The sequence below is a fragment of the Halogeometricum pallidum JCM 14848 genome (genome assembly GCF_000337095.1).
In the GTDB taxonomy this organism is placed as follows: Archaea; Halobacteriota; Halobacteria; order Halobacteriales; family Haloferacaceae; genus Halogeometricum; species Halogeometricum pallidum.
This window is the reverse complement of record NZ_AOIV01000034.1, coordinates 10837-24941: the sequence shown is the minus strand read 5'-3', so window position 1 is coordinate 24941 and position 14105 is coordinate 10837. Positions and strand designations below refer to the sequence as shown.

At 55.1% G+C, this 14105-nt stretch carries 9 protein-coding genes and 6 pseudogenes; 5 read left to right on the top strand and 10 right to left on the bottom strand.

What is annotated here, in order from left to right:
• Nucleotides 1-144: 144 nt before the first annotated feature.
• Nucleotides 145-447: a hypothetical protein gene (locus C474_RS21505; protein ID WP_204366090.1), complete on the bottom strand. Its 303-nt coding sequence runs from the start codon at nt 445-447 to the stop codon at nt 145-147.
• Between the two features lie 45 nt (nt 448-492).
• Nucleotides 493-894 (bottom strand): annotated as a pseudogene (locus tag C474_RS23580) (hypothetical protein); the annotation flags it as partial.
• Between the two features lie 146 nt (nt 895-1040).
• Here C474_RS23580 and C474_RS13295 point away from each other — a divergent pair.
• Nucleotides 1041-1871 (top strand): type IV toxin-antitoxin system AbiEi family antitoxin domain-containing protein, encoded by an 831-nt coding sequence (locus C474_RS13295; protein ID WP_008387665.1) that lies wholly within the window; start codon nt 1041-1043, stop codon nt 1869-1871.
• 5 nt (nt 1872-1876) lie between these two features.
• Nucleotides 1877-2008, top strand: a pseudogene (locus C474_RS23680) (nucleotidyl transferase AbiEii/AbiGii toxin family protein); the annotation flags it as partial.
• Nucleotides 2009-2122: 114 nt separating this feature from the next.
• Here C474_RS23680 and C474_RS13285 read toward each other — a convergent pair.
• On the bottom strand, nt 2123-2671 hold the full coding sequence (locus C474_RS13285; RefSeq protein WP_008387663.1) for a hypothetical protein: 549 nt from the start codon (nt 2669-2671) through the stop codon (nt 2123-2125).
• 129 nt (nt 2672-2800) lie between these two features.
• On the opposite strand from C474_RS13285, the gene C474_RS13280 reads away from it, so the two are divergent.
• A complete protein-coding gene (locus C474_RS13280; protein WP_008387662.1) occupies nt 2801-3211 on the top strand; it encodes a MarR family transcriptional regulator in 411 nt (136 codons plus the stop codon).
• Nucleotides 3212-4137: 926 nt separating this feature from the next.
• Nucleotides 4138-5427, top strand: a complete 1290-nt coding sequence (locus tag C474_RS13275) for an orc1/cdc6 family replication initiation protein (RefSeq protein WP_008387661.1) — start codon at nt 4138-4140, stop codon at nt 5425-5427.
• A 588-nt stretch (nt 5428-6015) separates the two neighbouring features.
• Here the strand turns inward: C474_RS13275 and C474_RS13270 are convergent.
• Nucleotides 6016-7409 (bottom strand): annotated as a pseudogene (locus tag C474_RS13270) (type B DNA-directed DNA polymerase); the annotation flags it as partial.
• A pseudogene (locus tag C474_RS13265) lies at nt 7397-8062 on the bottom strand (hypothetical protein); the annotation flags it as partial. The pseudogenes C474_RS13270 and C474_RS13265, both read right to left, overlap by 13 nt.
• A 113-nt stretch (nt 8063-8175) precedes the next feature.
• On the opposite strand from C474_RS13265, the pseudogene C474_RS13260 reads away from it, so the two are divergent.
• Nucleotides 8176-8429 (top strand): annotated as a pseudogene (locus C474_RS13260) (SOS response-associated peptidase family protein); the annotation flags it as partial.
• A gap of 187 nt (nt 8430-8616) precedes the next feature.
• On the opposite strand, the gene C474_RS13255 reads toward C474_RS13260, so the two are convergent.
• From C474_RS13255 to C474_RS13245, 5 genes and pseudogenes are all read right to left on the bottom strand, one after another.
• Nucleotides 8617-10017: a hypothetical protein gene (locus tag C474_RS13255; protein WP_008387657.1), complete on the bottom strand. Its 1401-nt coding sequence runs from the start codon at nt 10015-10017 to the stop codon at nt 8617-8619.
• Between the two features lie 22 nt (nt 10018-10039).
• A complete protein-coding gene (locus C474_RS23350; protein WP_008528531.1) occupies nt 10040-10162 on the bottom strand; it encodes a hypothetical protein in 123 nt (40 codons plus the stop codon).
• An 80-nt stretch (nt 10163-10242) separates the two neighbouring features.
• Nucleotides 10243-10500, bottom strand: a pseudogene (locus tag C474_RS23430) (AAA family ATPase); the annotation flags it as partial.
• Between the two features lie 16 nt (nt 10501-10516).
• A complete protein-coding gene (locus tag C474_RS22085) occupies nt 10517-11764 on the bottom strand; it encodes an SAVED domain-containing protein (protein WP_152421662.1) in 1248 nt (415 codons plus the stop codon).
• On the bottom strand, nt 11761-14097 hold the full coding sequence (locus tag C474_RS13245; protein ID WP_083862022.1) for a ThiF family adenylyltransferase: 2337 nt from the start codon (nt 14095-14097) through the stop codon (nt 11761-11763). The genes C474_RS22085 and C474_RS13245 overlap by 4 nt, the downstream gene beginning before the upstream one ends.
• Between the last annotated feature and the right edge of the window lie 8 nt (nt 14098-14105).

Genomic DNA, 14105 nt, shown 5'->3' with positions numbered 1-14105 from the left:
AGTCTGAGAAATGCCTTGGAGCATGTCGAAAGCAAAGAGACAGAATACTGGGTTCGGACGGCACTTCAACAGCTCGTATCGGGACAGAAGTGACGTGTCAAACGGGTCCGTTCAGAATATACTCTCAGCTACCAGTCGTCGAATTCACGTCGATTCAGTTTCTGTGACGGCAGTGACTGCAGGTAGACGGTCACTGAACATCGAAAGAATCTCACTGGGCTCGTAATCAGGGTCGTACGGTGGTGGACTCCAGAGTTCGACATCGATTGCCGTCGCTGAAGTGATCTGTCCCTCAGTGACTATGATCATAAGTACTGCACTCTGGTAAATTGCAATGACGCGGTGAGTATCAACGTCCAGATGTTCGATTGCTGCGGATTTGAGTGCTGCAAGTAGATTCACTTGCTCGGCCAGCTCGCAGTGTTGCGCTGGCTCATCTTCACTCATTATAATCCTCTACGCATCCTGGATACAAGTAGCTCTGGTCGGGAGCTATCTTTGAGCCCTGTGGAGCCACTCCGGAAACTCGTCAGCGGATTTCACAAGGTCATCCACGGTACGCCAGCGGTACAGCCGTGCCTCACGGCCAAATAGATCGAAGACACCGTCCTGAATCCAGCCGAACGGACGCTTCTCGTCCTCCTACTCTCGCTTGAGGACGTGACTCTTCGAGAAGTACTCAGTCGTACCGACGAGGAATCCCTCTTCAACGGGGAAATCACTCAGGTCCTCCTCGGCGACCCTGACGAGGTACGTCACGATATCCACGACTAAGCAAAATTTCTGGATGCTGTGGTCCCACTCACCACGGATATCGGCCATTCGGAAGGCGTACGCGTCGGTACGTCGGTTGAGGCGATCCACAACACGGTTCAACCGCCCAGGAGATTCTCGATATCGTCGATAGCTAGGTCAAGTACTCCTGATTTAACCAACAATCGGAGCCTTCGCTCCATTTTGTTGGTTAACTCGTTTAACGCCCGCCCTCTGTCACAAGGCTAATGCCAGTTCGTTTTGTACTCTATGTACGGAACGCAGGTATGAGTGCCATAGAAGATACACAAAGTAAACGGGCAGGACTTTCAACTCGGGAGAGTCGCCTGCTATCGCGATTGGCTTCAGAGGGGCACCAGATCATCTCGATTGACGACATCGAGACGACGCTCGAGGTCCCCTCGAACACAGCCCGGGAGATCGCTTCCCGCCTTACCGAGAAGGGCTGGCTTAATCGGCTCCTTCCCGGGCGATATCTCATCATCCCACTTGCCGCTGGTGAGGAGGCCATCTACACGACGCACGAATACCTTATTGCCACCCACGTCGCTGAGCCGATGTATATCGGCTATTACAGCGCCCTCAGTCACCATGGACTGACCGAGCAAGTCCCACGGACAGTCTACGTCGTGACGCCGACCCGAGCCCAAAGCCGAGAGATCCACGGCGTTCCCTATCGCGTTACGACGATCACCGAGCGGAAGTTCTTCGGCTTCGAGCCGACGTCTATCGAGGGAACGACCGTCCACGTCAGCGACCTAGAGAAAACGCTCGTCGACTGTGCGGACCATCCAGAGTTCTGTGGCGGGATTCGTGAGTTGGCGACCGCGATGGTTGCCGCCGACGAGCAGGGCTGTTCGTGGCGGACCGTCGGTGAGTATCTTGACCATCTTGACAACGGTGCCGTGACCAAACGCATCGTCTACCTCGCCGACCAACTTGAAATCAACCTCCCGACCCGAGAGGCACTCGTCGAATCGTTCACTAGCGGCTACTCTCTCATTGATCCCACGCATCCTGAGAGAGGGCCCACCGACAGTACGTACTGCCTCCGGATCAACGTCGAGCCAGCGATGCTCAAGCCAACGGAGTCCTAACCGCGATGATCAGCCAGAATCGACTTCGCGTCCTCGCCCGGAAACTCGGCGTCCGGCAGGGATACGCCGAAAAGAACTACGTCAATTCGTGGCTGCTCTGGGGGATCTTCACGAGCAACTACGGTGAGAATCTCATTGGGCTCGTAATCGGGGTCGTACGGTCAGTTGAGCGCTGCTTATGCTCAATCCATTAAGAGACCATTTCGTTGACAGAGGCCACAACTAATCGTACACGACGGTTATCGCGTTATTCATGGTAACTCGCCAGCCACGTCAACGAGCTCTTCTTCAGTTTGCCAGCGATACAATCTCTCTTCCCGGTCAAACAGCTCGAAGACGCCATCCTGCATCCAGCCGAATGGGTGCTCCTCATTCTCATACTCCCGCTTGAGGACGTGACTCTTCGAGAAATATTCAGTCGTACCGACGAGTAGTCCCTGTTCGACGAGGAAATCACTCAGGTCCTTCTCAGCGACGCCAACAAGGTATGTTACGATATCGGCGATCAAGCAGAACTTCTGAATGCTGTTGTCCCACTCGCCTCGAATATCTACCATCCGAAAAGCGTACGCGTCAGTTCGGCGGTTGAGACGATCCACGACGAGGTTCAACCGTCGGATCGGTTCTCGGTCGTAGTTCCCGAGGACGAAGTACGACCGGTCGTTCTCGTAAACCGGCGTCAGCTCACTCAGTGCCTGGAGGATGTCTTCGTTGTCTGCCAGTGAAATCACCTCCTTATCGAGCTGCTTCTTCGCACTTATCAGGACCTCTTCAGGAACAGGCGACTCCTCGTCGGTCATACACAACTCCTCTCTCGGACAGGAAATAGAGTTTATGAAGTAGTTTACCCGGTCAAATGCCAGCCTATTTACTCTGAGGTAATTTACCTATGAGTAAACTACTTGGCGTCAGGGAATGAACTGTAGCGTATGAGTACCGATTTAGGTCCTGCTAGTGGAAAGGAAACCCGCGAGCTCGTCCACTTTGTCACCCAGCAGACGCGGTTCGCGCTCGTCAATAACATTCTCCAGCACCCAAAGCAGCTACCCTCGATGTACGAGCTCGAGGAGCTCAACCCCAGCGTCAGCGATGCCACAGTCTACAAGCACATCCAGAAGCTAATCGACGTGGGTATCGTCAAGGAAGTCGCACTCGACGACGACCAGCGTCGACAGGGCTATCCGTGGAAGTTCTACGGCCTCACTGAGGACGGACGGACATTCCTCGAGGAACACAATCTGCTCGCCGCTGAGGAGACGCTCCAGCAGATCTATGAGACCATCTCGGATAAGCCCGAGAAGATGGTCAAATACGAGAACGCACCCCGTCCTGAAGAGTAGTAGTTTTCCTATGGTATTGGTGGAGAATAGTATAGTGCAGCCTCGCTCTTACGCAAAGCTACTGAAATATCAGTGCAGCCCGCCTTTTTACAGACTCGGGTCGCGCTTCGCGCGACCATTCGTCGTAAAAATCTGGACCAAAAAACGGCCGACTCCGCCGTCAGAGACGGCTCCGTCGGTGAACCGCTCACTACGCACGTCTCTACTGAACGGCTGTTTCAGAACTAAAGGTGTGAAACGAATAGCAATCGCGTATGAGCACATGCTCTGTATTCGGCATGCCATTTCTCTCATGACTTAAGGGTTTCAACAGAGCCGGAATCAGTCAATTCTGAGGAGTAATCGAGACACTGTTAGGGGCGAAAACGACTGGCAGTAATTACTCCCCGTGTTCGAAATAAAGATCGGAAGAATCGCCTACAAAGGTGGCGAAAGAGGGCAATTTACACTTCGATGACGGGGTGTGTCCAAAGCGAATTTTACACATCGATTATGGGGCGTCAGACGCGCGGCTTACACTTCGACGACGGGGGGCACCCACACGACCGTCGATGGGTACGCGGCCAGTTTCACTACGGGGCGAGGAAAATCTGATTACACTTCGATGACGGGGGGTCCGGTGCCGGATATACTTCGTTGTCGGTTCAGAGTCGAAAAAGGATAATTCCGAGAATACAGGAGGTAGATCCGCCATCTCGGCTGGATAAACATCGATGGAGGTGAATCTTTTTAATGCTCCGGCTTACAGGAAGCGTATGGCCGGCAATGATCAGGAGGGAACGGATCGATCTCCCCTCGATAAAGAAACTCGTTCTACAGCAGATGGTGGAGAGATCGAGACTACCCGTGAAGATGCCGCCGGCGATGCATTTCCGGAGCAAGATGAGGATATTACGGAAAATAGTACGCAGCGGTCGATCCGGGACATGCTTGATGACGAGGGAGAAGCATCGGTCTTCGTCAATCGGGATCTCGTTGAGCCGGACACGATCATCGACGAGGAACGAATCGTCGGCCGCGACAAGCAGCTCGAATCTGTCGTCTCATTCTTGAAACCGACACTCCAGGGGAACCGCCCTCCAAATATGCTATTGTACGGTCCTGCTGGGACAGGGAAATCGCTCATTATCGGCGCCGTCACCCAACAGATCATCGAACTCTGTCAATCAAAGGGAGAACGATTCGGCGTTGTTGATATCAACTGCCAGCCGATCAATACCCTCGATCAAGCAGTCTACGAACTTGTCCAGACAGTTGCGAAGGACGTCGGCGCGGAGATCGGTGTGCCTGAGACGGGGGTTTCGACAAAGCGCAAGTATCGGCGCCTGTACGAACTCATCAACGAGCACTACGATTCGGTTATTTTCATCATTGACGAGATCGACCTCTTGGTCGGTCGTCGAGCAAGCGATGAGCCTGCCTACTCGAAACTACTGTACCAACTGTCGCGAGCGAGTAATACGAACGAGATCGAAGGACGGGTGTCGGTCGCGGCCCTGACAAACGACCCGAAGTTCATGGAAGACATCGACGGCCGGGCTGAGAGTTCCTTCAATCCTCGTGACGTCTACTTCCCTGACTACGATGCCACGCAACTGCGCGAAATTCTCGATAATCGCCGTGACGCATTCCGCCCAGATGCGCTCGAAGATGACGTGATACCGCTTGTGGCTGCGTTCGCGGCTCAAAGTCACGGTGACGCTCGGAAGGCTATCGACCTATTCCGTGGTGCTGGCGACCTCGCGGATGAACGGGGAGATGAAGGAGTCTGCGAGGATCACGTTCGTGAGTCCCAGGAAGAGATTGACAAAGATCGCTCGTTGAAACTCGTCGAAGGACTCACGACACAAAAAAAGATCTCGCTGTACGCCACCGCTTCTGTTGCCTGTTACTCAAATCGCTCGACTAGTTCCGTCCCAAGCCCAGTCGGGTTCAAAGTGTATCAGTGGGTGACCGACAAGATTGACGCCGATCAGATGACTCGAGAAACATACGTCAAGTATGTTAAAGAGCTCTCTACATATGGTCTGATATCGGCGTCCCGAAAGAGTCGAGGACGAGGCGGAGGGATGTACATGGAGTTCACGTTTACTGGTGATCCCGCGGCAATGATGAGCCGGATAGTCGACGACACCCGATTAGAGGGGATTGCAGAACAAGAAGAACTCCTACGGAGTATCGCTAATTCCCAGCTGCGGGAGTTCCACGACAAGTGATGGCGGCTCCAGTCTCGTAAGGCGGTTTTCAAGTCCCCCCACCCCCCGTCTTCGATGTGTAAATCGAACTTCTGAGCACGACTGCCATCCGGAACTCACGAGGGTCCGCTTCTCAGACTCATCTTCAGCTGACGAATGAGATACACGAGAATCAGCAGGGACTCTCACTCAACGGAGGACGTGATCCCCCTCCCCCCGTCATCGAAGTGTAAACGGCCGGAAGGAGAAGGGAGGCGACCAGTCAAGGTCCGATATCAATCCGCTATACACGGCGTAAGAGCCGCGGATACTACTCAAATGGGGAGTAAGAGTAGGCACCGAGAAATGGAATCAACGTTTGGTTAGTCGGAGCTGCACTCCTCCTAACACTCCCGTTTAATTCTAGTACGGGTTTGGTTTTATCCCTTGATATATAAAGCTTTGTCAGACTAGAGAGGATCACGAAGAGGAACGTGATATTGTTGTCTTAGGCTTTCTTCTCCGTGCCTCTCGCTCTTTCGCCGATTTTGATGTTTCTTCTCTTTCAAGCCCCCTCTCCTTCGTTGGGTTTTACACATCGATGACGGGGGGAGGGAGTGGGGTCATGTCTCACTCATGTCGATCTTTCCCGACAGTTGCAAACGCCATCAGATCCAGTTCTCTCGTCTCCGCGAGTTCTCGTCTGATGTCGGTCCTATCCCATCCAAGCGGTGAAAGGACGCTTTCGACGGCGCGAACGAGCTGTGTCTCATAGTATGACGGATCGTACGTCTCGACCGCCTCGTGGGTGAGGGCGACGCGGTCCCGCGAGGATTTTTCGTCGTCGACGACCACATACTCGATATCCTGGCCGGGATGGACGGCGAGATCCTGGTCGCGAGCCCGTTTCAACGCTGCGACGTTCTGTGTGTTCTGCGTGTAGCCATCGAGTGGTTTGGAGACGCGATTCCGTTCGACAAGCCGCTCTGCCGCTACCTCACCGGCATAGGGGTTCGAGATTGCTCGTTCAAGACAGCTGAGGACCGCCTCCGGCGACTGTGTCGCATCGAGGCGGTCAAGGCACTCCCGTTGGACGTCCTCGATGAACAGCGGCGCCGACCGCTGGCGGGCTTCAATCCCACGGACTTTGAACTCGTCCGCGCCAGCGACCTTCCCGAAGTACTTCGTCAGCGCACCGGCGTCGCTCTCTCGCCGCGGAACGAACGCCACCCAGTCATAGTTAGCTTCATACTCGAGACGGATATCGACCGCCTCGGTGATCTCGGTCGCGATCTCCTCCAGGTCCTCGCGCTGCCGCTCGTCGACATCGGGATCCGGCATCACCCTAATCGAATCGACGATGCCGTGAACGACACGCCAGCCGCCGGCTTCGAGGCGTTGCTTCGCCGTCAATAGAATCTCGCGCGCGAAAGCGTTGATCGCCTCCTGGCACTCGATTCGCCCGTACTTGGCGTTGTTAAAGCCTTGATAGCCGAGGTAGGCGACGAGGATCCACTTCAGCACACCCGACCACCCTTCGAGTTCGTCGAGGCGTTCCTTATTGGGATCGTCGCGCTCTTGTTCGCAACGGATGGCAGCCTTGATCTCGTCGCGCGCATCGATGATGGGCTGGAGGACGTCGACGAGGTAGCCCCGCTCGTCACAGATCGCGTAGCCGAGGCCGAGGACGTCGTCGCGGCCGCGATGGCACCCACAGCGAATCACGTTGGACGAGACGTTCCGCGTACAGATAATGTTCGGATACAACGAGGAGAAATCGAGCTCGTGGACATCCTCGTGGAGTCCGACCTCCGGCGCGAAGATGAATCACCACGGTCGGCATCGTGAAGCACCTCTATCGATTTGTATTTCTCGTGGCGCCAGGAGTGCCACAGCACCAGAACCCCTCGCTTGTGGGCTTCACAAATCTGGATGGTGGTCAGAACGTTGCCAATCGAGGCCCAGGCTGTCTCCTGAATCGGCTTGCGCGACCGCGAGACGAGGTCGAGGACGCCGTCAATGTCTGGTAGTACGCGCCGTCGTCGACGGGATAGACGAGCATCTCGAAGTCCTCGCCGACAACCCGTGGGTCCATCCGGGTCTGCTTGCACTTGAGGTGGTGGTCGGCGACCGTCGCGGTCGGCTCGGTGATTTCGTTTCGCTCGTTTCGTTCGTTTCAAGTAACGAGCACCGGGATGTTGTACCCCTCGGCATAGGTCGCCAACCGGGCGAGGGTTCGAGCCTGGAGGGTTTTCGCGTGAGTTTCGCCGAGGGTATCGTCGATGCGGTACTGGGCGTCGACGGCCGGCGCAACGATCAGGGCAGGTGTGTGGGGCGACGTGTTCTCGTCACGACCTGGCGCCCCTCGACTGGCCGCCCGGGCGTCGGCGGTGGACGTCTGGATCGACTTGTTCACCGCTGACGGGAGATCACAGATGGAGCCGCAGTGCTGGTAGGCGGTAAATCCGCGTGCGACGTGAATTCGGTTGAGCAACCGTTGACTGAGCGCGATCTGAGCGAGTGTCGTCGTTGTCGCGTGGCCGTTTGCGTCGACCCAGAAGGCGGGGCCATCGTGCAGGAGGAGGTGGCCGAACACGAGCGACTGCAGGATTGGGACGCCGCGACCTCCCTCGACGTCGAGCAGGGTGATGCCGTCGCCGAGTGACGGCAACAGTATCTCGTTCGTAGCCGGATCGGCCTGGTCAGCGAGGGACCGATTGCGGTCTGCGCCCCGAGTTGGCTGGTCCACCGCCAATCGGTTCGACGTTGAGTGTTCTCCCATACTCGACTCTCACGACAAAGCCGAACGACTTGATGAACTCCATCCAGATCGGATGCCGGTCGTCTTCCCGCAGGACGCGGAATCCGACTGGCTCGCCACAGATCCGGACACCTGCAAGGACCTGTGCCAGCCGTATCCGAAGGACGATATAGACGCTTACGAGATCTCGACGCGAGTCAACAACCCCGGCAACGACGATCCACAGGTCATAGAGCCACTGGACCACGAGCAATCGGGCCTCGGGGGGTTCAGTTCGGGATAGCTGAGCAGGGTCACGGTCACTGCATCGTCGATGCAGCTGCTGAATCGACGAGCGAGTACTCTCGATCCCAGATAATACCTTCTGCTTTGAGGAGGTCTTCGAGCTACTCACGCTCGGTCTTGTCCAATTGTGCCTTCCGCTGAGAGAGAATCACGTACTATGCGACAATGACCCATCTGTTATCAGGCTAGCAACCATCCTGATCATCTGATTCCGTGTCAGATGGCCATTTTGGGCCCTCTGGGCGGGGGATCTCCTCTACCAACCTCTTCTCAAACTTCGAAGCTCTCCAGGCTATGACGTTCTCCTTCCGCTGGACGTACTTTTCGTCGGTATCCAACCAGCGGGCAATATCCTCGTAACTGTGACCAGCACAGAGCAGCACCATTAATGCGAAATCGAAGCGATCGAGATTGCTCTCGTTCGCATCGGCATCAATCCGGTCGAAGAACGCGTTTGAGGCATCACCGACGAACTCCATCAGTAACTCATACAGCTCCTCGTCATCAAATCCATCAAACATGAATCCCTCCGTGATGTTGTTCCCAGGGTCACTTTCTTCGGTATTCCAGCGAATCTCTTCGAGGGCCGCTCTTTCACAGTCGTGAAGTCTCGACAGGCGCTCTGGAGACTCCTGTTCCCATGTGGTGATGGTGTCGGCCACAGCCTCAGATTGAGCGTGTTCGATATAGGGATCACACCCTCGCTTAGCGATGACTGACTCGATGTTCTTTCCCGAGATCGTCAGTAGCACGGACGCACATCGATCAGTCTGCTCGAGAATTTGTGCGACTTCACGATGCGATTCGAGTTCGTCAAGGCCTGCCCGTTTCTGCGCGTCGTGGACGAGGTTGTTTCTGCGCTCTTTGACCTCGACAAGCAACCCGTGGTCACCCCCGGTCAGTATTTGGATATCACAGAGTTTCTCTAACCGCTTCGCGTGCCCCATACTCCGAACGTGCTCTGTGATGCTGTCGAGACGCGCTTCCTCGCGAAAGAGTTCGTTGAGGACCGTTTCTGTCGTCAGCTCTTCGATGAGTGCCGAGGCAAGGAGTAGATACGAAAAGAATGACCGCTCAACTTCGCTGTCGATCTCGTCGGTGGAACGGAGTTTTTCAGCGATTTCAGCACGCTGTTCGAGATAATACTCAAGAACGTTATCTGAGTGCCCGACGAGAGAGTTTTGGCGTTCTACGTATGCAACTTGGAGCAGTAATTCCTTATCGAAAAGGGTGCTCTCACTCAGCTCTTGGCACTTCTGGAGCGAATTTGTGGGGAGATGGCGAGTCAAATAATCGATGTCGTCGTAGACGAGCGGCGTATTCGTCGGGCAATTGTCTACGATTGACTGAAAGTCGTCGTTGTCAGCGAGCTCGTTGAGTGCAGCACGTATCTCGTTGACGCCAAGTTCTCGGACATCTTCTGACAGGTCTGAGTTTTCACCGACCGGAACAACGCGGTAAGACGCATCTCCAACGATGACTACCGGCCCTTCCAGATCGAGAACCTGATATTCCCCGATAGGGCTCAGAGAGACTGTTGCTGAGTCTATTGCGAACGATAAGTCGAGATCAGTATCGTCGCCCACGCGTCAAAAACTGCAAAGGGCTCTATTCGACCTGAGCTTCGTACTCGTCCCAAAGCGTGTCGATGTCCGTGCCGGTCTCCTCAGAGATATGGCGCAGCAACTGCGCCCTGTTCTCGAACCGACGGAGCTGGCCCTTTGCGCTCATAGTAGGACATAATCGCTCCTGCAGTAATAAATCACGGGGGTACATTTTTTCCGCTCAACAAAACACGACCTATCAGTTTCTTAATCACCCTGATCAGCGAGTGTGGATGGTGGTTGGTCGATGGCTGTGTATTCCCGATCTCGGCTGGATCCGTCTGCTTCGCGGAGGTTGTATTGAGCCATCTTTGATAGATACGCCCGAACGGTTCGCTTGGTTCGTGGATTATCGACTGCCTCGGAATAACGCTCGTGGATTTCGCTCGGTCCGACCGGGCCGTGTTCGCGAACGATGTCGTAAACGACGCGCTGGTGCGGCGTGACCGATTCGAGGCTCTTTCTAATGGGCACTGATTTGCTATTGATCTCCTGAGACGGTGCCTGAGTCGTCTGAAAGTGACTGATTCTGTAATCGACCAGCAGGATAGTACCGACCCTCGTCTTTGCTGTAGAGGTAGGTCTGGATCGGTCTGAGTGTGTTTGATTTTCGTCCGAAGAAAAAGGCGAGCCCTGTAGGGCCGGCCATGAAGAGATGAATAGTCGATGTTTTGGGCAGTTCTTTAACCGCGTTTCGTACCTTGGTACGGAAAACATCTGCAGCATGGGCTGCCTGTGCCGGGGACAATTCCACATCAGGCCCGTCCTCTGGTATCAATCTGAGCACACCATTGAAATCCGGAAGCTCGTTATGCATCTGGTCTACCTCTGGTTGCACGTCGGCAGCGATGTTGACGAGAACAGCAAGCTCGGATCCGTGATTCGGTTGTCGCTGAAGATCACCTTCTAACCCGCTTTCCTCTTCGTCGATATCGAGCGTCCATTCGGTCATTCCGGTGGGCCCAGTGGGTTGCATCCACGTTGCTTGGATACGACGTGTGGTTGGGAGATAGTAACCGGCTGCGAACGCAGCGGGAAGATGCGTTCGGCCACGGAAGCGGAGGGGGCGGCCCGATGCGTTTTGAATGAGACTGTCCGCCACCGTGGTTAAAGCTGGGAGTAGACGCTGGTTCCATACTTCTTGGGATGGTGGGCCATGTTCGAAAGATCTTGACCAGTCGATAGCAATCGCGGGATCGATGTCGTGAGCGGGCGAATCGTAGGTGTCAAGTGAACATTCGAGAGGCTCACCGTCCGGCAAATACCCATCTATCCGCTCGATCCGCTCTGATAACACTCCATCAATGATATCTGTTGCTTTGTCAGACGTGGTCGCCTCTAGGGGGAGCATTTTCCAGGCGGAAAAGCCGTGGAGGATCGGAGCTTCGTTAAGGATCGATTTCGCTTCTCCAACGCTGATATCGGGACATGGCACAACAACCACGAAAAACTCGTCATCACTGTCCCATCGCTTGTTGAATCCCGGCAACTCGTCGTTAAGAATGATGTCGGAGTCGGATACGCCCTCACTGACGAGCGCAATACCACTGGCAGTTTCCGGGTTCTCCAACTGGTCGATAATCTCATCTCTGAGTGGCTCCGGCTTCAAATCGAAGATATCCCGCCAAATCGGCACCCCGTGTCGCTCCAGTTCCGTTTGCAGGAAGTTGGCGACGTCCGTCTGTTCGTGCTTATAGCTGAGAAATACACGGCCAGTTGGGTTAGTCATGTATCGTCACCGACGTTGAGAGTTGTAGCCGCATCTGGGTTGTCAATCCGTTCTAACTGCTCGTATTCCTTACTATCGTGGAACAGATAGGCGTTGATCGTGAACTGACCGTCTTCGTCCTGACCAACGATGAAGAGGAGCGGATGGGGACAGTCGTAGCCATCGTCGTCGGCGATTTCATTCATCGCAGTCCGATCGTCCCGACTGAGATCGGGTGAAGCGCCGGGATGGTAGTGCCATTCTCCGAGATAGTCGATGCCGATGCTCTCCCTAGCGTCTTTGAGCCACTCCTCGACTTTGTCGGTTCCGCGGAGGAATCGAGTTGGTTCTTGAATAGAGTCCTGTGGTGGGTCTCGGGCATTAACCACCAGTGCTGGTCCATCGAGACGGTCGGTTCCAGCCAGAATACCGCCCGTTTCACAGGGATGTTCTTTCCGACAGCGCTCATACATCGCTTCAAGACACGTGGCCGGAATCTGTACGGTGATTGGTGATTCCGGTGCTCGCCATATTGTTCCATCCTGGAAGGGGGGTGTGGCCTGTGAAATGGTCGGCAGTTCGTCGCCACTACCGGTCTCGAGTACGGTGAAGTGATTCTCGCGCAGACTCAATGCCGTCGCCTGATCAAGAAGTCGTGTCACTGTCCCTGCCCACGTCATCACCCGGTCCGTTCGGATAACTGATGCTGGGTGCCAGCACCCGACTCGCTCGGGGATGGCATCCTCATCTTCGTCCCATTCGATCTGTTCTTGTAACCGCCATGGATCGAACGCCTCGTTGTAATCGCTGTACGGAAAGGTATGTGAGTAAGCTGTGAAGCAGAACAACCGATTCGCTCGCCGACCCATAGCCGCAGAGCAAAACACGACCGGCTGATTCCATCTAATCGCATCAAGAGCGCGACGAACTCCCCGTGACGCGGTACAGTCAATTACTACCTCCGCTTCTCTGATTGGCTCCGGCAGCTCACCGCTCGGTGGAAAGGCGCTATCCACATCAAAGACGTGGGCGTACGGTGCAATTGATTCAAGCCGGTCCGCGATTGCTGTCGCCTTGTTTCGCCCCACATTATCGATTGTTAGTGTGTGGCGAGCCACGTTGCCGATCTCATACGTGTCGTTGTCGACGATGGTAAGCTGCTGACAGCCGGCTCGAACGAGATTCTCGGCAACCATACTGCCGAGCGCTCCCGCTCCGATGAGCACGATATTTCGATCCAGAAACCACTCCGTCATATGTCCGCGTCTGGTGAGCTGCTCATGCGACCAGTTGTCCGAGTCCAGCCACCGAATCTGTTCCTCTCCTGCTTCCCGCCGTTCGGCTATCTCAGGCCCCTTTCCAGTATCTCGAAATCCGCCGGAAAGGTCATTCGGATCTTTGAACTCTTGGATCTCGATTGGTTGCCAATAGATCATCTCGGGATTGCCGTCGACCGTTGCTGGGATGGGGAACCCGATTAGAAGAATCTTGACCGGTTCATCGTCCAACACGGGCTTGATATTCGCCCGTAGTTCGTACGGGTCAGTCTCGGTACCATCGAAAAATACGCCTAACTCTTCCCACGTCTCCGGGGCCTCCCACGGGGGTTCAATCGGCAACTCTTCTAACAATGCCCACGCTCCGGAAACAGAGTCATCAGGATTCGAATCGATGTATCCGCCCCATTGTGGCTGATAGACGACTTCATCGTCGTTGTCTTTGAACGTACCAGTCGCGTATGTCTCCTCAGCAGTTGGCAACGAGCGGAGGTCGACTGTCCCCCACTGTCCATACATTGTCCTCCAGTCTGAGAACGACTCCTGCGTCTCGTTGAATGCGATGGTCGTGGCCGAAGCCGAGTTTGTATCGAAGGCTGGGATTTCAAACGGTTCGTCTGGTTTCCGGAGTTCCCCTTTCGCAGCATTACTTAACCACCGCAATGCTCGGTCCATATGCCAACAGAGTCGATCACGGCTTGTGCTGGGTTCGCCGGTGGCTCCCGTTTGACTGAGGGTGTGTCCATACCGAGCAACACAGATATCGCCTCGTCGCCACGGAGTATCGTCGCTCCCAGCAACGTTCAGCTTCTGGTGGGGGAATGTGGCGGTAATGGTGTTCTCTTCTTGATCCGCAGGGTAGATCCCAATTGAACCGGCGGGGTACGTATCCTGTAGATGGAGATACCAGTCCGTCTCGCGTGGCACGTCTGGATGGGGTTCTAAGTCGTCTGGACAAAGCCTGATCTTGACAATCCACCGTCCGTTGCTGTCGTGTCGATATGGGTCTTTGAGGACGGTGACTCCATCCTGTTCGGCGATGGCTGCGACGGCTTCTGTAATTTCGTGGGGAGGCATTTATGACG